Consider the following 20,457-nt stretch of genomic DNA (forward strand, 5'->3'; position numbering starts at 1 on the left):
GTCTGCATGCTTTACCAATTGCATGAATTCCAGCGGGCAATGCTGAGCCCGCTCACGGCCTGGGCCCAGGCCGCGTCGAAATCGTTCGCCAATCCGTCCAGCCCGCTCTCGCTGATGCCCGGCGCGACGAGGATGGCCGCCGCGTACGAATTGCTGTATCGGCTCGGCAAGGACTACGAGAAGCCCGAATTCAACCTGCACCAGATCGTCAAGGACGGCCACAACATCCCGATCGTCGAGCAGACGATCGTCGAGAAGCCGTTCTGCCGCCTGCTGCGCTTCAAGCGCTACTCGGACGACGCGGGCGCGGTCACCCAGCTGAAGGACGAACCGGTCGTGCTGGTCTGCGCGCCGCTGTCCGGCCACCACGCGACGCTGCTGCGCGACACCGTGCGCACGCTGCTGCAGGATCACAAGGTCTACATCACCGACTGGATCGACGCGCGGATGGTGCCGATCGAGACCGGCCCGTTCCACCTGGACGACTACGTCACGTATATCCAGGAGTTCATCCGCCACATCGGCGCGCGCAACCTGCACGTGATCTCGGTATGTCAGCCGACGGTGCCGGTGCTTGCGGCGATCTCGCTGATGGCGAGCCGCGGCGAGGACACGCCGCTCACGATGACGATGATGGGCGGGCCGATCGATGCGCGCCGCAGCCCGACGTCGGTGAACTCGCTGGCGACGCAGCATTCGATCTCCTGGTTCGAGAACAACGTGATTCACACGGTGCCAGCGAACTACCCGGGCGAAGGCCGCCAGGTGTATCCGGGCTTCCTGCAGCACGCGGGCTTCGTCGCGATGAATCCGGAGCGGCACGCGGCATCGCACTGGGACTTCTACCAAAGCCTGCTGCGCGGCGACGAAGACGACGCGGAAGCGCACCGCAACTTCTACGACGAATACAACGCGGTGCTCGACATGGCCGCCGAGTATTACCTCGAGACGATCCGCGTCGTGTTCCAGGAATTCCGCCTTGCCGAAGGCACGTGGGATATCGATGGCGAACGCGTGCGCCCGCAGGACATCAAGCACACCGCGCTGATGACGATCGAAGGCGAGCTCGACGACATCTCCGGCAGCGGCCAGACCCACGTCGCGCACGAGCTGTGCACGGGCATCCCGCAGGACCAGCGCCGCAACCTCACCGCGGAGAAGTGCGGGCACTACGGGATCTTCTCGGGCCGCCGCTGGCGCACGATCATCTACCCGCAACTGCGCGACTTCATCCGCGAACACGCGCCGGAACCGAAGCACGGCGCCACGAAGGATCGCCCGGATGTGCAGCCGTCCGCGCCGCTCGCCGCCGTGCCGGCCGCGAATGCGCCGGCCGGGTCCGCGAAGACCGCCGCCGCGAAACGCGCGCGCGCAAAGACGTCCGACGCGGCCGCCCCGGCGAAGGCCGCCGCCGCGAAGCGCGGCGTCACGCGCGCGAAGCCAGCCCGTGCCCGCAAGGCGGCCTGACGCCGGCGCGCCAGACGAAAAACGCCGCCGTGCCAGCGCACGGCGGCGTTTTTCTATCCGGCGGCCGAAAGCCGTTCGTCAGCGCCGCAGCAGATAGGCGAGCAGCAGCTCGGTGTTCATCCTGACCACCTCGTCGCGCTCGTCGGGCGCGCTGAAGTCGCGGCCGAGCGTCGCGGCGAGCGTGAAGCGGTTCGACACGATGTAGTAGCCGAGGCCCGACAGGGTCACGTAGAAGCGCAGCGGATCGACGTCGCTGCGGAACAGCCCGGCCTTCTGGCCACGCGTCAGCACGTTGCCGAGCGTCGTGACGATCGGCGAGATCATTTCGCGGATCCGCGTCGATTTGTGCAGATAGCGGGCTTCGTGCAGGTTTTCGTTGTTGATCAGCCGCAGCAGCTCGGGATGGTCGCGGTAGTAGTCCCACACGAAGTGCGCGAGCCGCGTGACCGCCTCGACCGGCGCGACGCCGTCCAGGTCGAGCACGCGTTCGGCGTCGGTCAGCGCGGAAAACGCATGCTCGAGCACGGCAGTAAACAGCTGCTCCTTGCTGCCGAAGTAGTAATAGAGCATGCGCTCGTTGGTTTCCGCCCGCCGCGCGATCTGGTCGACGCGTGCGCCGAACAGGCCCCCACTTGCGAATTCTTCGGCCGCCGCCATCAGGATGCGGCGGCGGGTGCCTTCAGGATCTCTTTTGATTTTTGGCTGATTCATGGTGGCGTTTTGCTATGTGAGCCGCGTGATCCGGATCAGTCGCCCCGCCTTGTCGGCGCCGGCGACACTGGAACAGGCACGCCTTGCGGCGTCCCCCCTGCTGCGCCCCTGCAAAAATGCGCTTCGATTATGCGCACAGACTGCGTCAAGCGCAATGCGGGAAATCGGCGATAATCCTCCTTTGGCAAACCTTGCCGGCCGCGCCCGTCGTGGCCGTCAGACATTCGGCGCACCGGCGCCCGCTGTCCCCGTGACCGACTCCAAGACACTTGCGGATCGCATCGAAGATCTGCTGCCCCAGACCCAATGCACGAAGTGCGGCTATGAAGGCTGCCGCCCGTACGCCGAGGCCATCGCCGCCGGCGACGCAAACTACAACCAGTGCCCGCCGGGCGGCGCCGAGGGCATCGCGCGCCTCGCGCGCCTGCTCGGCAAGCCCGTGATTCCGCTGAATCCGGTCAACGGCGACGAGCGCGCGCGCCCCGTCGCGGTGATCGACGAAAACCTCTGCATCGGCTGCACGCTCTGCATGCAGGCCTGCCCGGTCGATGCGATCGCCGGCGCGCCCAAGCAGATGCATACGGTGATCACATCGCTCTGCACGGGCTGCGACCTGTGCGTGCCGCCCTGCCCGGTCGACTGCATCGCGATGGTGCCCGTCACCGGCGAGCACACCGGCTGGGATGCATGGACGCAGGCGCAGGCCGACGCCGCGCGCGAACGCCACGACCGCCGGCTCGCGCGCCAGCGCCGCGAGCGCGAGGCCGCCGAAGCGCGCGCGGCCGCGCGCCGCTCGGCAAGCGCCGCCGCACCGGCCGCAATGTCCGCGACGCAACCCGCCGCGGCCGACGCGACCACGGATGCCGACGCGAAGAAACGCGCGATCATCGCGGCCGCGCTCGAACGCGCGCGCAAGAAAAAGGACGAACTGACCGCGCAAGGCAGCGCGCCGAAAAACACCGAAGGCGTGAGCCCCGCGGTCCAGGCCCAGATCGATGCGGCCGAAGCGCGCCGCAAGCGGCTCGCCGAGCAGGAGGCCGGGGAAGCCGGCGAAGGCGCGCCCGAACCGGAAGACGGCCCGTCCGCGCCGCCCGACCCGAAACCACAATGAACGCCAGCAAACGACGCGCGATCTTCGAAACGCTGCAGAGCCTCAATCCGAATCCGACCACCGAGCTCGAATACGCGACGCCGTTCGAACTGCTGATCGCGGTGATGCTGTCCGCGCAGGCGACCGACGTGTCGGTCAACAAGGCGATGCGCAAAATGTTCCCGGTCGCGAACACGCCGCGACAAATTGTCGCGCTCGGCGAGGAAGGCGTCATCGAGTACATCAAGACGATCGGGCTGTACCGGACCAAGGCGAAGAACGTGGTGGCCACGTGCCGGATCCTGCTCGAGCAATACGGCGGCGAAGTGCCGGCCGATCGCGAGGCGCTCGAAAGCTTGCCGGGCGTCGGCCGCAAGACCGCCAACGTCGTGCTCAACACCGCGTTCGGCCACCCGACGATCGCGGTCGACACGCACATCTTCCGCGTCGCGAACCGCACCGGCCTTGCGCCCGGCAAGGACGTGCGGGCCGTCGAGGCCGCGCTCGAGAAGTTCACGCCGAAGGAATTCCTGCAGGACGCGCATCACTGGCTGATCCTGCACGGCCGCTATGTGTGCAAGGCGCGCAAGCCCGAATGCTGGCACTGCGCGATCGAGCCGCTGTGCGAGTACCGGCCGAAGACCCCACCGCCCACCGAGTAGTGAACCGCCGCGCGCAGCCGCGGCCCCGGGTCCGGGCGACCCGCCCCGATCAAGCGTTGGAGGTCGCCGTCGCATCGTCCGCGGCGGCGCCGCCCGCCCGCACGAGCGCCAGCACCGCCGCGAGAATCGCGACGCCGCCCGCCCACTGCATCGGCGACAACGCCTCGCCGAACAGCAGCGCCGCAAGCGCGACGGTCACGACCGGCTCCAGCGTCGACAGCATCGACGTGCGCGCCGCGCCGAGCCGCTCGAGCCCCGCGAAGAACGCGATCATCGCGGTGACCGTCGACACGAGCGCGATCGCCAGCATCGCCGCCCAGCCGCCCGCCGTTGCGGGCCAGTGCGGCAGCGCGCCGAGCGCCGCGCCGCGCACGACGGCGATCAGCACGAGCGTCGCGGTCGCCGACACGCAGATGACGGCGGTCGTCGCGAGCGGATCGACGCCGCGCGTCGCCTTGGTGCCGGCGACGATGTATAGCGAATAGATCACCGCGGCGGCGAGCGCCAGCGCGATGCCGAGCGGCTCGCCGTGGCCGCCGCCGACCATCAGCGCCGAGCCCGCGACGCACAGCGCGAGCGCGACGACCTTGGCGCGCGTGAGCCGCTCGCCGAGCCACCATGCGGCCAGCAGCGTGACGAACGCCGGATACAGGTACAGCAGCAGCGCGACGAGGCTCGCCTGCGCGTGCTGCAACGCGCTGAAATAGCAGAACGACTGGCCGACGTAGCCCAACGCACCCATTGCGACGAGGGAGCCAAGCGCGCGGCCGCGCGGCCACACGACGCCGCGGCGCATCGCGATCGCGGCAAGCACCGCGCCGCCGATTGCGAAGCGTACGATCAGGAGCCCGAGCACGTCGACGCCGCCCGCATACGCATAGCGGCCGAAAATCGCCATCGCGCCGAACGCGGCTGCGGACACGGCGACGTAGAGCGCACCCTGCAGGGCGGCGGAAGGCGGACGGGCGGAGGACATGACGGGCGAATGCAGGCGAGAGACCGAAAGCGTCGGAGTGTATCGGCGATGCGACGCGCAGCCCAGCCCGCGCTTACCCGCAAGCCGGGCCGGGACCCGCGCGCCCGGCCTGCCCGCCCGCTTCCAGCCGCACCCGCACCCGCCGCCAGCGCCGCTCGCCGACCCGGCGTACAATGCGCGACGCGGCATCACGCCGATCCGAATCACGACGTTCCCCACCATGTTCAATCCGAGTCGCGACGAAGTGCGTCGCTTTTTCATCGACACCTGGCGCAAGCAGCGCGCCGGTGAAATCCTCACGCCGCTCGAAGCGATCGCGGCTGACTGGATCGTCGAACACCCCGAATACCACGACGACCTCGCGGACGCCGACGGCGCCGCCGAGCGCAACTACACGCCCGAGGAAGGCCGCACGAATCCGTTCCTGCACCTGTCGATGCACCTCGCGATCAGCGAGCAGCTGTCGATCGACCAGCCGCCCGGAATCCGCGCCGCGCACGACAAGCTCGCGGCGAAGCTCGACTCGACGCACGAAGCGCAGCACGCGATCATGGAGTGCCTCGGCGAGACGATCTGGGAAGCGCAGCGCACCAACACGCCGCCCGATTCCGACGCGTACCTGCAGCGCATCCTGCGCCGCGCGTCGCGCGACTGAGCCCGGCGGACGCGGGCCAGAGCGCGAACCGAATCGCGGACAAAAAAATACCCCGCCTCGGCGGGGTATCTTCTGCGGCACGGGCCCGACCGGGCCGGCGCTTACTTCTTGAACACCAGGTCGCCCTTCAGCGACTCGATGTAAGCCGCGATGTCCTTCATGTCGCTGACCGACAGGTTCTGCACCTGTGCCTGCATGATCGCGTTGTTGCGGCCGAGCAGCGGGTTCGAGAGGCCCATCTGGTACTGGCGCATCGCCCAGACGAGGTAGTCGGCGTGCTGGCCGGCGAGGCGCGGATACTCCGCGTTGATCGGCTGGTTCATCTTCGCGCCGTGGCAGGCTGCGCAGTTGTGCGATTCGACCAGGTCCTTGCCCTTCGACAGGTCGGCCGCGTGCGCGCTGCCGATCGCGAGGCCGGCCGCGAACGCGATCGCCGCCGCCGTCTTGAATGCGTTGTTCATGAATGCTCCTATCCCGCGTATGAGGTCAGCAAGCGCGCGCTTACTTGTAGGGATTGTCCTTCGAGTCGGGTTTCTGCGCGGCATAGTAGGCCGCCAGATCGGCGATGTCCTGGTCCGTCAGCGAACCGGCGATCGCGTTCATCGACGGGAAATGGCGATCCTTCTTGCGGTAGGCCTGCAGCGCGTTGGCAAGGTATTGCTCGTTCTGGCCGCCGAGAACCGGTACCCGGTAGACCTCCGGATAGGCTGCGCGGTAATCCTGGATGCCGTGACAGCCGATGCACATGGCGGCCTTGCTCGCCCCGTCCTTCGGGTTGCCGACCACACCGGCCGCCTGCGCGCTGCCCGCGAGCGCCACGAGCGCTGCGACAACAACGTGTTTGCCGACGAATTTGTTCATAGCTCTTGTAACCTAGCTTGAGGGGAAACTGGCGCCGAAGCGGCAACGGCCCGCGCCGTTTTGCTTATGGGGTCGCCACGCAGGCCAAAAAAACGGCCAGATTGTACCGCGTCGGCGGGGAACGCGTCCATACGGCTTCCCGGCCCGTCCCGCCGCAGCCCAGCAACGATACGCGGGCACGGTCCAACCGGACAGCCCTTCTGACTTATACTGGGTTTTTTCCCCGACAAAGATGAGCGCCGCCATGCGTTTCGAAGGGTCTTCGCATTACGTCGCCACCGACGATCTGAAGCTCGCGGTCAATGCCGCATTGACGCTGCAACGCCCGCTCCTGATCAAGGGCGAGCCCGGCACCGGCAAGACCATGCTCGCCGAGGAAGTCGCCGCGGCCCTCGACATGCCGCTCCTGCAGTGGCACATCAAGTCGACCACGAAGGCGCAGCAGGGCCTGTACGAATACGACGCCGTCTCGCGGCTGCGCGACTCGCAGCTCGGCGACGAACGCGTGAAGGACATCGCGAACTACATCGTCAAGGGCGTGCTGTGGCAGGCGTTCGACGCCGAGCACCCGAGCGTGCTGCTGATCGACGAGATCGACAAGGCCGACATCGAATTCCCGAACGACCTGCTGCGCGAGCTCGACCGGATGGAATTCCACGTGTACGAGACGCGCGAGACCGTGCGCGCGAAGCACCGCCCGCTCGTCATCATCACGTCGAACAACGAGAAGGAGCTGCCCGACGCGTTCCTGCGCCGCTGCTTCTTCCACTACATCCAGTTCCCCGATGCGTCGACGATGCAGAAGATCGTCGCGGTCCACTACCCGAACATCCGCGAGGAGCTGCTGCACGCCGCGCTCGAGAGCTTCTTCGAGCTGCGCGGCGTGTCGGGCCTGAAGAAGAAGCCATCGACGTCCGAGCTGCTCGACTGGCTGAAGCTGTTGCTCGCCGAGAACATCCCGCCGGACGCGCTGCGCGGCGCCGATCGCAAGCAGATCGTGCCGCCGCTCGCGGGCGCGCTCCTGAAGAACGAGCAGGACCTGAGCCTGTTCGAGCGGCTCGTCTACATGAACCGGCACAACCGGTAAGCCCCCAAATCCGCGAAGGCCCGGCCATGTTGCTCAATTTCTTCTACGCGCTGCGCGCAGCGAAGCTGCCCGTCTCGGTGAAGGAATACCTGACGCTGCTCGAATCGCTGAAGGCCGGGCTCATCGCGCCGTCGATCGACGCGTTCTACTACCTCGCGCGCATGACGCTCGTGAAGGACGAGCAGTATTTCGACAAGTTCGACCAGGCGTTCGGCGCGTACTTCCACGGCGTGTCCGCGCTGCCGTCCGACGCGTTCGACATCCCGCTCGACTGGCTCGAGAAGCGCCTCGAGCGCGAGCTGTCGCCCGACGAGAAGGCGCAGATCGAAGCGATGGGCGGGCTCGACAAGCTGATGGAGCGCCTGAAGCAGCTGCTCGACGAGCAGAAGGAGCGGCACGAAGGCGGCAACAAGTGGATCGGCACCGGCGGCACGTCGCCGTTCGGGCACGGCGGCTACAACCCGGAAGGCGTGCGCATCGGCGGGCCGTCGAACGGCAACCGCACCGCGGTCAAGGTGTGGGAAGCGCGCGGGTACCGCGACTACGACGATTCGGTCGAGATCGGCACGCGCAACATCAAGGTCGCGCTGCGGCGGCTGCGCCGCTTCGCGCGCGAAGGCGCGGCCGAGGAGCTCGACCTGCCCGGCACGATCCGCAGCACCGCCGCGAACGCGGGCTGGCTCGACCTGCGGATGGTGCCCGAGCGCCACAACAACGTGAAGGTGCTGATGCTGCTCGACGTCGGCGGCTCGATGGACGATCACATCAAGCGCACCGAAGAGCTGTTCTCCGCCGCGAAGGCGGAATTCAAGCACCTCGAGTTCTTCTACTTCCACAACTGCGTGTACGACCACCTGTGGAAGAACAACCGGCGCCGCCACTCGGAGCGCACCGCGACCTGGGACCTGCTGCACAAGTTCACGCCCGACTACAAGCTGATCTTCGTCGGCGATGCGACGATGAGCCCGTACGAAGTGCTGCAGCCCGGCGGCTCGGTCGAATACAACAACCCCGAGGCCGGCGCGGTGTGGCTGCGGCGGCTCGCCGACCAGTTCCCGCATCATGCGTGGCTGAATCCCGAGCCCGAGCGGCTATGGGAATACCGCCAGTCGGTCGCGATCATCCGCGACCTGCTCGGCCAGCGCATGTATCCGCTCACGCTCGCGGGGCTCGAAACCGCGATGCGCGCACTCAGCAAGTAACAGCGGCCGCGCGGCCCGCTCCTCCGGAGTCCCCCATGAATCAGCCGTCCACCGCGGACACGGGCCGCGCGAGCGGTCGTTTTTTCTCGGACACGTCGATCTCGGCGCTCGTCGCCGGCTTCGTCGCGATGATGACCGGCTATACGAGCTCGCTCGTGCTGATGTTCCAGGCCGGCCGCGCCGCACACCTGACCGACGCGCAGATCTCGTCGTGGATCTGGGCGCTGTCGATCGGCATGGCGGTGACGACGATCGGCCTGTCGCTGCGCTTTCGCGCGCCCGTCGTCGTCGCGTGGTCGACGCCCGGCGCCGCGCTGCTGGTCGCGTCGCTGCCCGGCGTGCCGTACCCCGAGGCGATCGGCGCGTTCATCGTCTGCGCGCTGCTGCTGACCGCGGTCGGCGTGAGCGGCCTGTTCGACACGCTGATGCGCAAGATTCCGGCCGGCATCGCCGCCGCGCTGCTCGCCGGCATCCTGTTCGAGATCGGCATCGAGATCTTCCGCGCCGCGCAATACCAGACCGCGCTGGTGCTCGCGATGTTCTTCACGTACCTGATCGTCAAGCGGCTCGCGCCGCGTTACGCGATCGTGACGACGCTGATCGTCGGCACGGCGGTCGCGGGCGGTCTCGGCCTGCTCGACTTCAGCCGGTTCCACATCGCGCTCGCGAAACCTGTGTTCACGATGCCCGCGTTCTCGCTCGCGTCGATCGTCAGCATCGGCATTCCGCTGTTCGTGGTCGCGATGGCGTCGCAGAACGTGCCGGGCATCGCGGTGCTGCGCGCGGACGGCTACCCGACGCCGTCGTCGCCGCTGATCGCGACGACGGGCCTCGCGTCGCTCGCGCTCGCGCCGTTCGGCTCGCACGGCGTGAACCTCGCCGCGATCACCGCGGCGATCTGCACCGGCCCCGAGGCGCACGAGGACCGCGCGAAACGCTACACGGCCGCGGTGTGGTGCGGCGCGTTCTACCTGATCGCCGGCATCTTCGGCGCGACGATCGCCGCGCTGTTCGCCGCGCTGCCGAAGGCGCTCGTCGTGTCGGTCGCGGCGCTCGCGCTGTTCGGCTCGATCATGAGCGGCATGGCCAACGCGATGCAGGACGCGCGGCAGCGCGAAGCGGCGCTCGTCACGTTCATGGTCACCGCGTCGGGCCTCACGCTGCTGTCGATCGGCCCGGCGTTCTGGGGGCTCGTCGCCGGGGTCGTCACGCAGGCGATCCTCAACGCGCGCCGCCCCGCGTAGGCGCCGTTCGCGCCGGCGGCAAAACCGCCCCGGCGCACTCGTCTGCGGTGCTGTACATGTGCGACCCGATGCGCGACGCGAATCGGGCCTAAAATAGCGGATCGGAAGCGGCGCCCCGCGCGCCGCTTCGCTTCGCCGCCGCGTTCGCGCGGCCCGTGAGAACCCCGGCGCATCGCGCCCTCTTCTCGAATCGCCATGACTACCGCACTCGACCAGCTGAAGCAGTACACCACCGTCGTCGCCGACACGGGCGATTTCCAGCAGCTCGCGCAATACCAGCCGCGGGACGCGACCACGAACCCGTCGCTGATCCTGAAAGCGGTCCAGAAGGATGCGTACAAGCCGATCCTCGAAAAAACCGTCCGCGATCACCGCGACGAAAGCACCGACTTCATCATCGACCGCCTGCTGATCGCATTCGGCACCGAAATCCTGAAGCTGATCCCGGGCCGCGTGTCGACCGAAGTCGACGCGCGCCTGTCGTTCGACGCGAAGCGCTCCGTCGACAAGGCGCACGAGCTCATCAAGCTCTACGAAGCCGCCGGCATCGGCCGCGAGCGCATCCTGATCAAGCTCGCGTCGACCTGGGAAGGCATCCGCGCGGCCGAGGTGCTGCAGAAGGAAGGGATCAAGTGCAACATGACCCTGCTTTTCTCGCTGGTGCAGGCCGCCGCGTGCGCGGAAGCCGGCGCGCAGCTGATCTCGCCGTTCGTCGGCCGCATCTACGACTGGTACAAGAAGCAGGCCGGCGCCGAATGGGATGAAGTGAAGAACGGCGGCGCGAACGATCCGGGCGTGCAGTCGGTGCGCCGCATCTACACGTACTACAAGACCTTCGACTACCACACCGAAGTGATGGGCGCGAGCTTCCGCACGACGAGCCAGATCGTCGAACTCGCGGGCTGCGACCTGCTGACCATCAGTCCCGATTTGCTGCAGAAGCTGCAGGACAGCAACGACACGGTCACGCGCAAGCTGTCGCCGGACGCGCTCACGGACGCGCCCGCCGCGCGCGTCGCGATCGACGAGGCATCGTTCCGCTTCCAGCTGAACGACGACGCGATGGCGACCGAGAAGCTCGCCGAAGGCATCCGCACGTTCGCCGCCGATGCGGTGAAGCTCGAGAAGCTGATCGACGCGCTGCGCTGAACCCTGCCGAACGTCAGCAGGCGGCAGTCACGCTGACAACAGCCGTCAGTAGCCGTGCCGGAAACGGCCGCGAACCTCACGTTCGCGGCCGTTTTTATTTTTCATCCCGCTGTCAGACCCACGCACTACAATCCACGTCACGGGCGCACCGGCCGCTTCCCGGGCGCTCTTCCCGGTCAACAGGAGACAACGATGCAAGTTCAACCGTACCTGACCTTCTACGGCCAGGCCGAAGCTGCCCTTCAGTTCTACGAAAAGGCGCTCGGCGCGAAGACGATGTTCAAGATGCACTTCAAGGACGCGCCACCGAACCCCGACCAGCCGATCACGCCCGAGATGGCGGACAAGGTCATGCATGCGAGCTTCACGATTGGCGATTCGATGATGATGTGCTCGGACGGCGACTGCCGCCAGCCGAGCGGTACGCACAGCGGCTATGCGCTGTCGCTGAACCCGGCGAGCGTCGATGAAGGCAGGAAGCTGTTCGACGCGCTCGCCGACGGCGGCGAAGTGACGATGCCCTTTCAGAAGACTTTCTGGGCGCTCGGCTTCGGCATGCTGAAGGATCGCTTCGGCATCCAGTGGATGATCAACGTAGAGGATCTGTCGCAGCGCGAGGATCTCGCGAAGCGCGCGCAGGGCTGACGTGAAAAAACGCCTGCCACCTTCCGGTGGCAGGCGTTTTTGTTGTTGCGTGTGCGAAGCGCGTCAGCCTTCGACGACGTCGAGATAATCCTCCGGCCGCGTGCGGTCTTCCGCATGCGCCATCCCCGTCACCCGCACGAGCACGCTCACGACGATCGCGACCACGAGGTTCACGACCAGCGACCACACCGCCGCATAGCCGGGAATCGCGTAGCCGAACAGGTGGATCGTGAAGATCGAGCTCGCGAGCTTCAGCGAGACCGCCATCCACGTGCCGCACACGATGCCCGCCGCCCAGCCGAGCAGCAGGCCGCGATAGTCGAGCACGCGCGTATAGAGGCCGAGCACGATCGCGGGCAGCGTCTGGATGATCCAGATCCCGCCGAGCAGCTGCAGCTGGATCGCGTAGGTCAGCGGCAAGCCGAGGATGAACGCGACCGCGCCGACCTTCACGATCAGCGAAGTCAGCTTCGCGACGTGCGTCTCCTGGTCGTGCGTCATGTTGCGGTTGACGAACTCGCGGTGGATGTTGCGCGTGTACAGGTTCGCCGCCGCGATCGACATGATCGCCGCCGGCACCAGCGCGCCGATGCCGATCGCCGCGAACGCGACGCCGACGAACCACGACGGGAAATACTCGAGGAACAGCGCGGGCACCGCGAAGTTCGGGCCGAACGCCTTGAAGTACGGCACGTACTGCGGCATGTCCTTCACGCCCGACGCGAGCGCCATGTAGCCGAGCAGCGCGAGCAGGCCGAGCACGAACGAGTACGCGGGCAGCATCGCCATGTTGCGGCGGATCGAGTTGCCCGACGACGACGACAGGATCGCCGTGATCGAATGCGGATACAGGAACAGCGCGAGCGCGGAGCCGATCGCGAGCGTCGCGTACGCGCTGTAGCCGTTCAGGCTCGCCGCGTCCGGCGCCTTCAGCAGCAGCTTCGCGGGCGGCACGCTCGCGAAGATGTGGCCGAAGCCGCCCAGCTTCGCCGGGATCACGACGATCGCCGCGGCGATCGTGATGTAGATCAGGATGTCCTTCACGATCGCGATCATCGCGGGCGCGCGCAGGCCCGACGTGTACGTGTACGCGGCCAGGATCGCGAACGCGATGATGAGCGGCAGGTCGCCGACGAAGCCGGTCGTGTCGAAGCCGAGCGCGCCGATCACGACCTCGATGCCGACCAGCTGCAGCGCGATGTACGGCATCGTCGCGACGATGCCCGTCACCGCGATCGCGAGCGCGAGCATCCGGCTGCCGTAGCGCGCGTTCACGAAATCGGCCGAGGTCACGTAGCCGTGCCGCTTCGCGATGCTCCACAGCTTCGGGAACACGACGAACGCGAACGGATAGATCAGGATCGTGTACGGCAGCGCGAAGAAGCCCATCGCGCCCGCGCCGAACACGAGCGCCGGCACCGCGACGAACGTGTAGGCGGTATAGAGGTCGCCGCCGAGCAGGAACCACGTGACGATGGTGCCGAAGCGGCGGCCGCCGAGGCCCCACTCGTCGAGATGCGCGAGATCGCCGCGCCGCCAGTTCGCGGCGAGGAAGCCGATGATCGTGACGCCGATGAAGAGCAGGACGAAGACGAAGGTCGCGGCAAGATTCATCGACGGTCTCCTTGCGCGCTGCCCGCCTTCCACGCGTTCTTGGTCTTGAAGTAGACGAACGCGGTGATCACCGCGCTAATGAAGACCCACAGCAGCTGGTACCAGTAGAAGAACGGGAAGCCGAGCCATTGCGGATCGACCTTGTTGTACGAAGGCACCCAGACCATCGCGATCAGCGGCAGCACCAGCAGCCAGAGCCAGCGCTTCGCGGCCCGGTTGGCGTCGGCATCGTGAGCCATGACGTCTCCTCATCATTCCCGGTTGTCGATGTTCTTGTCTTGAACGGGTACGGCGGCGAGAGGAGCGACGAAACGGGTAAGCTGCGGCTCCCCTGGCTTCGCGCCAGTATAGGAGCCGCATCAGCGCGGTCAAGCGGGGACGAACCCGAACGATCCGTCCCTGTCGCGCGGGCGCGCCGGCATCCGGCCGGCGCATGAAGCGTCAGATCGAGAACGACGTCGCGTGCGGCGCGACCGACGCTTTCAAAGCTTTCACCCACTTGCGCGCGGGCAGGTTGACGGTCGCCTCGATCAGTTTCGCGCGTTCGTCGAGCTGCGCGAACGTCACGTCGAGCGCGGGCCCCGAGAACGCGAGCGCGATCCGGTTGCCGTCGTGCACTTCCGGCAGCGCGATCACGCGATTGTCGAACGCCGCGTTCAGGTGCTTCATGTTGCGCACGAAGCTCGGGTGATCGCCGAACAGGTTGATCGTCGCGATGCCCGCGTCGGCGAGGCAGCCGCGCACCGCGCGGTAGAACGCGACGCTGTCGAGCACCGGGCCGCGCGCGGTCGCGTCGTACAGGTCGATCTGGATCGCGCCCGTGGTGCCGCGATTGGCCGCGTCGTTGACGAAGTCCCACGCGTCCGCTTCGTGGACGGTGAGGCGCGCGTCGTCGGACGGCAGCGCGAACATCGTGCGCGCGGCGACGATCACGGCCGGGTTCAGCTCGACCGCCTCGACCTTCGCGTGCGGCAGGAAGCGGTGCGCGAACTTGGTCAGGGCGCCGGTGCCGAGCCCGAGCTGCACGATGCGCGCGGGCGTTTCGAGGAACAGCAGCCAGGCCATCATCTGCTGCGCGTATTCGAGCTCGATATGGAGCGGCTTCGAGATCCGCATCGCACCCTGCACCCATTCGGTGCCGAAGTGCAGGTAGCGCACGCCGCGCTCCTCGGAGAACGTCACCGGCGCGAAGCGCGGCTTGCGCGGCGCGTCGAGGACGGGTACTTCGTCGTGTTCATCGATGTCCGCGCGGCGCTTCACGCGCGGCGGCTTGAGTTTCGAGGAACCGTTATACGCGGACGGTTCGTCGCGCTTGAATGCGCGCGCCTCGGCGGACGCGCGCTTGATCAGTCGGGTCATGAAGGAATCTCGCAGGGGTGAAGCGGGTTTTGCGGACGAGAGGATAGCATTCGCGGCGGGGGCAGCCCTGGACAGCGCGTTGGCGAAGCGCTTCGATCACGCATGACTTCGACACCGGTCGGCGCTAGGCTGCATCCATTGACGACGGGGGATCGCATGGCATCGAGCGGCAGGAAAATCTGGTTCCCGGCCAAACGCTATGGTTGGGGATGGGGCTTGCCGGTGGCATGGCAAGGCTGGGTGGTGCTGCTTCTGTACATGCTCGGAGTCGTCGCGAGCGCGTGGCTTCTGCCGCCGCACGAGGCGCCATTCGCATTCGGCTCATGCGTTGCGGTGCTGTCCGCGGCGCTGATCGTCGTGTGCTGGCTGAAGGGCGAAAAACCGAAATGGAGATGGGGCAAAGACGATTGACCGCGATTGACCGCGGCTGGCCGGGCCGAAGCAGCGCTTTGCGCAGCGGGTCCGGCGCTCGACTACGTGACGTCACCCGTCCTTTCGAGACTGTTCACGTAACAGCGATTCCAGCTCTGCCGCGTTCGTGCGTCCTTCGATGGCGCGTCGGATTGCAAAGAAGACGGCGATGCCCAACAGCGCGGCCACGATCCACCCCGCCAGGCCCAGCAGCGCCGCTGCGCACACGATCATCAACGCCAGCACGGGAATGCCGAGAAGCGAATCGTAGAAGGTGGAATCGCTGCTGATGAACGTGCCCGTCTTCGGATCGATCCACGCGACGAGCGATCGCTTGTCACCGCTGCTGAACGCGCCAACCGTGTCGGCGCCGGATTCGGGCCTGAGCACGCCGCGTATGTCGAGCGTGTAGATCGTCAGGCCGTCGATGTGGATGCTGAGCGACGTCGTGTCCCGGGTATGGCAGCGATAGTAGATATCGAGATCGCGTATCGGCATGATCTTGAGCTCGGATGCTTTCAGCACGGATTGCCTCGTCATGAATTGCGTTTGTCTGTTGTCAGCCGCTCGCCGCGTCGGGCGCGACAGCGCTTCATATCCCGCCGCGCCGGCATTGCCTCGGCTGGCCTGCCCGCCTTAAACCCTGTGCGCCTTTCCTTACGATTCAAGATTCGCAGTTCCGTGCCGATATTCCCGAACGGAGGCCGATTCGGATCCCACCAGGCAAGACCTCACGCTATAACACCCGCCGATCGCGCACCGGGCGGCATTGCTTCCCGCCCCGTGTAAGCCGATTTTAATAATCAGAGGTAGTTCAACTATGCGCAACGTTGTCCGAGCAGTCGGCCTGATCACGCCGATTGTGTTATTGGCCGCCTGTTCGATGGTCGCTCCGCCGTATTCCCCCGCTGTCGACAATATTCAGTCGCTCAAGAACGTCACGACCGCGCACGCGAAGATCGGTGCGTTCGACTCCCGCTCGGATACCACCAATCGGTACCCGCTCCCCTTGCGCGCAAACTTGATGAAGTCCCCGGTTGGGGATTCTTTCGGCGCCTATCTTGCCGACGCGATGACGAAGGAATTGCAGTTGGCCGGCAAGCTTTCTCCGCAAAGCGATGTCGAGATCAAGGCAACGCTATTGGAAAACGACATCGACGTCGGTTTGGCAACCGGCGCTGCGAGAATGTCGGCACGCTTCATCGTGATGCGCGCCGGCGCAGTGCGTTACGACCAGGTCAAGTCTGCGCACACGCAATGGGATTCGGCGTTCGCGGCAATGATCGCCGTGCCGAAAGCACGCGAAGAATATCCACTCGTCGTGCAGAAGCTGCTCGGCGAGCTATACGCCGATCCCGCCTTCCTCGAGGCAATTCAATAACGTTACCAACCACAACACGAGAGACCAAGCACAATGGCATTGATTCGAATGATTGCAGCAGCAAGCGTGGTCGCAGCATTATCCGGCTGCGCGCACGAAATTTCGTTGACCGGCGACGCGAACAAAATTCCGGCCCTGTCGACATCGCCACTCGACAAGACGGTGGGTCTTGTCATCACGGATGAACAGTTGTCGAAGGAAGTGATTACGCCCGGCGGGGGCGGTGACAAGGTGAGCTATCACCCATACCACGACCTTGAATTGCCGATCTACCTCGGTCTCGGCCACGTATTCAAGAATGTGACCAAGCTCAAGAGCGCGCCGGACGCGGCAACGATTCAGGCCAAGCATCTTGATTACGTGATCACGCCGACGATCAAGACGACGTCGTCGTCCCCTAGCCCCTTCACGTGGCCGCCCACGGATTTCTCGGTCAACCTCGCTTGCACGGTGGCGGACCCGAGCGGTCAGACCGTGACCACCGCGGACGTGACGGGTACCGGCCACGCGGAGTTCAGCGAATTCAAGCGCAACTTCGGCCTTGCCGGCCAGCTTGCTACGGCCGATGCGGTGTCCAAACTGCAATCCGCGCTGGCAAAGGCGCCCGAATTGCAAAAATAGGTGCATGCACGGCGCGGCTGAAACGAACGACGGTTCGACTGCGCCGTACCGCCCACGCGCGATTAGGGGGATTCGCCGCGGTCAGCCGCGGATTCCCTGCCAAAAGACCAGCTTCTGATCGAAAGAAAGCGTCGCGTTCGCCGGACTCGAAGACGGCAGCACGAGCGTTTCATACCCTGCAGCCCCGATCACTTCCGCAAACCGCCCTGCCGTCTTCCCGTTGAAGCACACCTTCTTCAGCAGCGGCGCATGCTCGCGCAGCGCATCGAAATCGTTCGGCTTCGCATGGCGAATCGCCGAATCGAGACTGCCTTCGCGATGGCACGCGGCGAGCACGTCCCAGATGCCGATGCCGTGCGTCAACACGCGTTCGAGCCGTGCGTCATAAGCGAGCTCATGCAACGCAGGCTCCCCCAGCACCTCGCCGAGCAACCGCCAGAACTGGTTGCGCGGATGCGCGTAGTACTGCGCAGCATCCAGCGACGCCTCGCCCGGAAAGCTGCCGAGGATCATCGTGTGGGTGTTCGGCGCAACGACCGGCGGAAAGCCCTGCAGCATCACGCGCCCTCGACTGATCCGCTCGGGCGCGGCCCGTCGCCATACGCCTGGACATGCCGCCACAGCGCGGGCAGCATGCATTCGGTCACCATCAGCGGCGCGCCATGCCGCTGGAACACCGAGCGCCGCGCGGCGAACGCGTGCGGCGCGCGCGCGCCGCCGAGCGCATGGCTCGCGAGCGCATACAGCGGATGGCCGGCGATCACGCGCCGGCTGACGAGCGCCGAGCGCTCGACCTGCGGATCGCTGTACAAAAGCTCCGCGAGCGGCCGCGTGCGCAGCCGCCGCATCGCCTGCCAGATGCCCTTGCTCGCGGCGAGCGGCGCGATGCTGTGCGCGGCGACGTACGGCGTGCCGTCGACCGACAGGATCACCTCGCGCACCCACATCGGCGCGCGCGGCACGCACGCGAGCGCCGCGTGCTCGTCGAACCACGGGCCATCGACCGCCTCGCGCGTCACGCGCACGCTCACGCGGCCAAGCCGCGCGAGATGCGCGGTCAGCGAGCCGCCGCGCGTCAGCCAGTCGCGCTGGTCGAGCGTGCAGCCGGGCCGCGGCGTCTCGCGCCAGCCCGACTGCCCGCCGTCGAAACGCATCCGTGCACTCACGCGGCGCGCGACAGCAGGAGCGCGTTGGTCCGCTTCACGAAGCTCGCCGGATCGTCCAGCATGCCGCCCTCTGCAAGCAGCGCCTGGTCGAACAGCAGGTGGCACCAGTCGCCGAAATCGGCGCTGTCGGCGTTCAGCTGCTTGACGAGCGCATGCTCGGGGTTGATCTCGAGGATCGGCTGCATCGCCGGCGCGTTCTGGCCGGCCGCCTTCAGCATCCGCTGCAGGTAGCCGCTCATGTCGTTGTCGTCCGCGACGAGGCACGACGGCGAATCGGTCAGGCGGAATGTGACGCGCACGTCCTTCACCTTGTCGCCGAGCGCTTCCTTCATTTTGTCCACGACCGGCTTGATCGCGTCGCCCGCCTGCTCCTGCGCCTTCTTCTCGTCGTCGTTCAGCTCGCCGAGATCGAGGTCGCCGCGCGCGACGCTTGCGAGCGGCTTGCCGTCGAATTCATGCAGGAACGACAGCATCCACTCGTCGACGCGGTCGGTCAGCAGCAGCACCTCGACGCCCTTCTTGCGGAACACCTCGAGATGCGGGCTGTTCTTCGCGGCCTGCCACGTATCGGCGGTCACGTAGTAGATCTTGCTTTGCTCGGGCTTCATGCGCGCGACGTAGTCGGCGAGCGACACGTCCTGCGCATCGGTGTTGCCGTGCGTCGACGCGAAGCGCAGCAGCTTCGCGATGCGCTCGCGGTTCGCCTGATCCTCGCCGAGGCCTTCCTTCAGCACCTGGCCGAATGCGCCCCAGAAGGTCTTGTACTGCGCCTTGCCGGCATCCTCTTCCGCGTTCGCGAGCTCTTCGAGCATCGACAGCGTGCGCTTCGTCACGCCTTCGCGGATCGCCTTCACGTCGCGGCTTTCCTGCAGGATCTCGCGCGACACGTTGAGCGGCAGGTCCGCCGAATCGACGACGCCCTTCACGAAGCGCAGGTATTGCGGCAGCAACTGCTCGGCGTCGTCCATGATGAACACGCGCTTCACGTACAGCTTCAGGCCGCCGCGGTAGTCGCGGTTCCACAGGTCGAACGGCGCGTGCGCCGGCACGAACAGCAGCTGCGTGTATTCGCTGCGGCCCTCGACGCGGTTGTGCGTCCACGTGAGCGGATCCTGGTGGTCGTGCGCGATGTGCTGGTAGAACTGCTTGTACTGCTCGTCGGTGACGTCGCTCTTCGAGCGGGTCCACAGCGCGCTGGCCTGGTTGACGGTCTCATCCTCGTCCTTCAGGACCATCTCGCCCTTTTCCTGATCCCATTCTTCCTTCTGCATCAGGATCGGCAGCGCAATGTGGTCCGAGTACTTCTGGATGATCGACTTCAGGCGGTACGACGACAGCAGCTCGTCCTCGCCTTCGCGCAGATGCAGCGTGATCGTCGTGCCGCGCTGCGCGCGCTCGATCGCGTCGACCGTGAAATCGCCCTCGCCCGCGCTTTCCCAGCGCACGGCTTCGGACGCCGGCAGGCCCGCGCGGCGGGTTTCGACGGTGATCTTGTCCGCGACGATGAAGCCCGAGTAGAAGCCGACGCCGAACTGGCCGATCAGCGCGGCGTCCTTCTGCTGGTCGCCGGACAGCTTCGAGAAGAATTCCTTGGTGCCCGAGCGCGCGATCGTGCCGAGGTTCGCGATCGCCTCGTCGCGGCTCATGCCGATGCCGTTGTCTTCGATGGTGATCGTGCGCGCGGCCTTGTCGTAGCCGATGCGGATGCGCAGGTTCGGATCGTTCTCGTAGAGCGCGTTGTTCGCGAGCGCCTCGAAGCGCAGCTTGTCGGCGGCGTCGGACGCGTTCGACACCAGTTCGCGCAGGAAGATTTCCTTGTTGCTGTAAAGCGAATGAATCATCAGGTGGAGGAGTTGCTTGACCTCTGCCTGAAAGCTCATCGTTTCGTGTGCCATGGATTCAGTTTCCTCTTACTTGAATGGTGTGTCCCCGTTGCGCGGCGCGCGATGCCGGGCGGGTATTGCGCGCCTATCTGGGGACGGACGAGGCAATTTCAAGGGGGTGCCGGACAATCGCAGCGTGCGGATAGTACATGCCTCACGTGCGGCCGGTCCAACCCGGCCGCCAAACCGCACCAATTCGAACATGTCCAATGTTTCCACCGCCGGAAATTTGTTTCAATGGCGCATTCGCTACAGGATGGACGACGACATGAT

General features: G+C 66.2%; 23 protein-coding genes. 12 read left to right on the top strand and 11 right to left on the bottom strand.

Features of this window, described 5'->3' with window-relative positions; translation table 11 throughout:
- Nucleotides 1–6 precede the first annotated feature (6 nt).
- Nucleotides 7–1,467 carry a polyhydroxyalkanoate depolymerase gene (locus B7P44_RS12940; RefSeq protein WP_084904713.1) on the top strand — a complete coding sequence of 487 codons (1,461 nt, stop codon included), beginning with the start codon at nt 7–9 and terminating at the stop codon, nt 1,465–1,467.
- A gap of 78 nt (nt 1,468–1,545) precedes the next feature.
- Here B7P44_RS12940 and B7P44_RS12945 read toward each other — a convergent pair whose 3' ends face one another.
- Nucleotides 1,546–2,178: a TetR/AcrR family transcriptional regulator gene (locus tag B7P44_RS12945; protein WP_084904715.1), complete on the bottom strand. Its 633-nt coding sequence runs from the start codon at nt 2,176–2,178 to the stop codon at nt 1,546–1,548.
- Between the two features lie 154 nt (nt 2,179–2,332).
- Between B7P44_RS12945 and rsxB the strand changes: the two genes are divergently transcribed.
- Entirely contained in the window at nt 2,333–3,289 is a 957-nt protein-coding gene (gene rsxB / locus B7P44_RS12950) for an electron transport complex subunit RsxB (protein WP_084904718.1), read from the top strand.
- The gene (gene nth, locus B7P44_RS12955) at nt 3,286–3,930 is read left to right on the top strand and encodes an endonuclease III (protein ID WP_084904721.1); all 645 of its coding nucleotides are present in this window, start codon (nt 3,286–3,288) and stop codon (nt 3,928–3,930) included. The genes rsxB and nth overlap by 4 nt, the downstream gene beginning before the upstream one ends.
- A gap of 49 nt (nt 3,931–3,979) precedes the next feature.
- Here the strand turns inward: nth and B7P44_RS12960 are convergent, their stop codons facing one another.
- A complete protein-coding gene (locus tag B7P44_RS12960; protein ID WP_084904724.1) occupies nt 3,980–4,906 on the bottom strand; it encodes a DMT family transporter in 927 nt (308 codons plus the stop codon).
- Between the two features lie 220 nt (nt 4,907–5,126).
- Between B7P44_RS12960 and B7P44_RS12965 the strand changes: the two genes are divergently transcribed.
- Nucleotides 5,127–5,561 carry a DUF1841 family protein gene (locus B7P44_RS12965; RefSeq protein ID WP_084904728.1) on the top strand — a complete coding sequence of 145 codons (435 nt, stop codon included), beginning with the start codon at nt 5,127–5,129 and terminating at the stop codon, nt 5,559–5,561.
- 101 nt (nt 5,562–5,662) lie between these two features.
- On the opposite strand, the gene B7P44_RS12970 is transcribed toward B7P44_RS12965, so the two are convergent.
- Entirely contained in the window at nt 5,663–6,022 is a 360-nt protein-coding gene (locus B7P44_RS12970) for a c-type cytochrome (protein ID WP_084904731.1), read from the bottom strand.
- Between the two features lie 40 nt (nt 6,023–6,062).
- Complete coding sequence (locus B7P44_RS12975) at nt 6,063–6,422, bottom strand: c-type cytochrome (RefSeq protein WP_084904733.1); 360 nt, start codon at nt 6,420–6,422, stop codon at nt 6,063–6,065.
- A gap of 244 nt (nt 6,423–6,666) precedes the next feature.
- On the opposite strand from B7P44_RS12975, the gene B7P44_RS12980 reads away from it, so the two are divergent.
- From B7P44_RS12980 to B7P44_RS13000, 5 genes are all read left to right on the top strand, one after another.
- Nucleotides 6,667–7,509: an AAA family ATPase gene (locus B7P44_RS12980; protein ID WP_059714585.1), complete on the top strand. Its 843-nt coding sequence runs from the start codon at nt 6,667–6,669 to the stop codon at nt 7,507–7,509.
- Between the two features lie 26 nt (nt 7,510–7,535).
- Nucleotides 7,536–8,711, top strand: coding sequence for a vWA domain-containing protein (locus B7P44_RS12985; protein WP_084904736.1), 1,176 nt, complete (start codon nt 7,536–7,538; stop codon nt 8,709–8,711).
- Between the two features lie 35 nt (nt 8,712–8,746).
- Nucleotides 8,747–9,955: a benzoate/H(+) symporter BenE family transporter gene (locus B7P44_RS12990; RefSeq protein WP_084904739.1), complete on the top strand. Its 1,209-nt coding sequence runs from the start codon at nt 8,747–8,749 to the stop codon at nt 9,953–9,955.
- 195 nt (nt 9,956–10,150) lie between these two features.
- A complete protein-coding gene (gene tal, locus B7P44_RS12995; protein ID WP_084904742.1) occupies nt 10,151–11,104 on the top strand; it encodes a transaldolase in 954 nt (317 codons plus the stop codon).
- A gap of 192 nt (nt 11,105–11,296) precedes the next feature.
- The gene (locus tag B7P44_RS13000; protein WP_084904745.1) at nt 11,297–11,749 is read left to right on the top strand and encodes a VOC family protein; all 453 of its coding nucleotides are present in this window, start codon (nt 11,297–11,299) and stop codon (nt 11,747–11,749) included.
- Nucleotides 11,750–11,812: 63 nt separating this feature from the next.
- Here the strand turns inward: B7P44_RS13000 and mctP are convergent, their stop codons facing one another.
- The 3 genes from mctP to B7P44_RS13015 form a co-directional block, all read right to left on the bottom strand.
- Nucleotides 11,813–13,363: a monocarboxylate uptake permease MctP gene (gene mctP / locus B7P44_RS13005; protein WP_084904747.1), complete on the bottom strand. Its 1,551-nt coding sequence runs from the start codon at nt 13,361–13,363 to the stop codon at nt 11,813–11,815.
- On the bottom strand, nt 13,360–13,602 hold the full coding sequence (locus B7P44_RS13010; protein WP_084904750.1) for a DUF3311 domain-containing protein: 243 nt from the start codon (nt 13,600–13,602) through the stop codon (nt 13,360–13,362). The genes mctP and B7P44_RS13010 overlap by 4 nt, the downstream gene beginning before the upstream one ends.
- A 202-nt stretch (nt 13,603–13,804) precedes the next feature.
- Entirely contained in the window at nt 13,805–14,722 is a 918-nt protein-coding gene (locus B7P44_RS13015; protein ID WP_084904753.1) for a class I SAM-dependent methyltransferase, read from the bottom strand.
- A 156-nt stretch (nt 14,723–14,878) separates the two neighbouring features.
- On the opposite strand from B7P44_RS13015, the gene B7P44_RS13020 reads away from it, so the two are divergent.
- On the top strand, nt 14,879–15,133 hold the full coding sequence (locus B7P44_RS13020) for a hypothetical protein (protein WP_084904755.1): 255 nt from the start codon (nt 14,879–14,881) through the stop codon (nt 15,131–15,133).
- A gap of 72 nt (nt 15,134–15,205) precedes the next feature.
- Here the strand turns inward: B7P44_RS13020 and B7P44_RS13025 are convergent, their stop codons facing one another.
- Nucleotides 15,206–15,658, bottom strand: coding sequence for a hypothetical protein (locus B7P44_RS13025; protein ID WP_084904757.1), 453 nt, complete (start codon nt 15,656–15,658; stop codon nt 15,206–15,208).
- Nucleotides 15,659–15,953: 295 nt separating this feature from the next.
- Here B7P44_RS13025 and B7P44_RS13030 point away from each other — a divergent pair, with 295 nt between their 5' ends.
- Together B7P44_RS13030 and B7P44_RS13035 are read left to right on the top strand one after the other, a co-directional pair.
- A complete protein-coding gene (locus B7P44_RS13030) occupies nt 15,954–16,514 on the top strand; it encodes a hypothetical protein (protein WP_084904760.1) in 561 nt (186 codons plus the stop codon).
- 33 nt (nt 16,515–16,547) lie between these two features.
- Nucleotides 16,548–17,135 carry a hypothetical protein gene (locus B7P44_RS13035; RefSeq protein ID WP_084904762.1) on the top strand — a complete coding sequence of 196 codons (588 nt, stop codon included), beginning with the start codon at nt 16,548–16,550 and terminating at the stop codon, nt 17,133–17,135.
- A gap of 81 nt (nt 17,136–17,216) precedes the next feature.
- Here B7P44_RS13035 and B7P44_RS13040 read toward each other — a convergent pair whose 3' ends face one another.
- Genes B7P44_RS13040 through htpG form a run of 3 tightly spaced genes read right to left on the bottom strand, consistent with a single transcriptional unit; the run spans nt 17,217 to nt 20,196 of the window.
- Nucleotides 17,217–17,693: a DNA-deoxyinosine glycosylase gene (locus B7P44_RS13040; protein ID WP_084904765.1), complete on the bottom strand. Its 477-nt coding sequence runs from the start codon at nt 17,691–17,693 to the stop codon at nt 17,217–17,219.
- Nucleotides 17,693–18,289, bottom strand: a complete 597-nt coding sequence (locus B7P44_RS13045; RefSeq protein ID WP_084904767.1) for a chorismate--pyruvate lyase family protein — start codon at nt 18,287–18,289, stop codon at nt 17,693–17,695. The genes B7P44_RS13040 and B7P44_RS13045 overlap by 1 nt, the downstream gene beginning before the upstream one ends.
- An 8-nt stretch (nt 18,290–18,297) precedes the next feature.
- Entirely contained in the window at nt 18,298–20,196 is a 1,899-nt protein-coding gene (gene htpG / locus B7P44_RS13050; protein ID WP_084904770.1) for a molecular chaperone HtpG, read from the bottom strand.
- Between the last annotated feature and the right edge of the window lie 261 nt (nt 20,197–20,457).

This window comes from Burkholderia ubonensis subsp. mesacidophila (assembly GCF_002097715.1).
GTDB lineage: Bacteria > Pseudomonadota > Gammaproteobacteria > Burkholderiales > Burkholderiaceae > Burkholderia > Burkholderia mesacidophila.

Bases quoted from the DNA above. Each gene is read 5' to 3' on its own strand.
- tal (WP_084904742.1), top strand. From the start codon at position 10,151: ATGACTACCGCACTCGACCAGCTGAAGCAGTACACCACCGTCGTCGCC.
- B7P44_RS13045 (WP_084904767.1), bottom strand. From the start codon at position 18,289: ATGCGTTTCGACGGCGGGCAGTCGGGCTGGCGCGAGACGCCGCGGCCC.
- B7P44_RS12990 (WP_084904739.1), top strand. From the start codon at position 8,747: ATGAATCAGCCGTCCACCGCGGACACGGGCCGCGCGAGCGGTCGTTTT.
- B7P44_RS12940 (WP_084904713.1), top strand. From the start codon at position 7: ATGCTTTACCAATTGCATGAATTCCAGCGGGCAATGCTGAGCCCGCTC.
- B7P44_RS13010 (WP_084904750.1), bottom strand. From the start codon at position 13,602: ATGGCTCACGATGCCGACGCCAACCGGGCCGCGAAGCGCTGGCTCTGG.
- htpG (WP_084904770.1), bottom strand. From the start codon at position 20,196: ATGGCACACGAAACGATGAGCTTTCAGGCAGAGGTCAAGCAACTCCTC.
- B7P44_RS13040 (WP_084904765.1), bottom strand. From the start codon at position 17,693: ATGCTGCAGGGCTTTCCGCCGGTCGTTGCGCCGAACACCCACACGATG.
- B7P44_RS12980 (WP_059714585.1), top strand. From the start codon at position 6,667: ATGCGTTTCGAAGGGTCTTCGCATTACGTCGCCACCGACGATCTGAAG.
- B7P44_RS13030 (WP_084904760.1), top strand. From the start codon at position 15,954: ATGCGCAACGTTGTCCGAGCAGTCGGCCTGATCACGCCGATTGTGTTA.
- B7P44_RS12960 (WP_084904724.1), bottom strand. From the start codon at position 4,906: ATGTCCTCCGCCCGTCCGCCTTCCGCCGCCCTGCAGGGTGCGCTCTAC.
- B7P44_RS12945 (WP_084904715.1), bottom strand. From the start codon at position 2,178: ATGAATCAGCCAAAAATCAAAAGAGATCCTGAAGGCACCCGCCGCCGC.
- B7P44_RS12965 (WP_084904728.1), top strand. From the start codon at position 5,127: ATGTTCAATCCGAGTCGCGACGAAGTGCGTCGCTTTTTCATCGACACC.
- B7P44_RS13015 (WP_084904753.1), bottom strand. From the start codon at position 14,722: ATGACCCGACTGATCAAGCGCGCGTCCGCCGAGGCGCGCGCATTCAAG.
- B7P44_RS12970 (WP_084904731.1), bottom strand. From the start codon at position 6,022: ATGAACAACGCATTCAAGACGGCGGCGGCGATCGCGTTCGCGGCCGGC.
- B7P44_RS12975 (WP_084904733.1), bottom strand. From the start codon at position 6,422: ATGAACAAATTCGTCGGCAAACACGTTGTTGTCGCAGCGCTCGTGGCG.
- nth (WP_084904721.1), top strand. From the start codon at position 3,286: ATGAACGCCAGCAAACGACGCGCGATCTTCGAAACGCTGCAGAGCCTC.
- B7P44_RS12985 (WP_084904736.1), top strand. From the start codon at position 7,536: ATGTTGCTCAATTTCTTCTACGCGCTGCGCGCAGCGAAGCTGCCCGTC.
- B7P44_RS13035 (WP_084904762.1), top strand. From the start codon at position 16,548: ATGGCATTGATTCGAATGATTGCAGCAGCAAGCGTGGTCGCAGCATTA.
- rsxB (WP_084904718.1), top strand. From the start codon at position 2,333: ATGCGGGAAATCGGCGATAATCCTCCTTTGGCAAACCTTGCCGGCCGC.
- mctP (WP_084904747.1), bottom strand. From the start codon at position 13,363: ATGAATCTTGCCGCGACCTTCGTCTTCGTCCTGCTCTTCATCGGCGTC.
- B7P44_RS13020 (WP_084904755.1), top strand. From the start codon at position 14,879: ATGGCATCGAGCGGCAGGAAAATCTGGTTCCCGGCCAAACGCTATGGT.
- B7P44_RS13000 (WP_084904745.1), top strand. From the start codon at position 11,297: ATGCAAGTTCAACCGTACCTGACCTTCTACGGCCAGGCCGAAGCTGCC.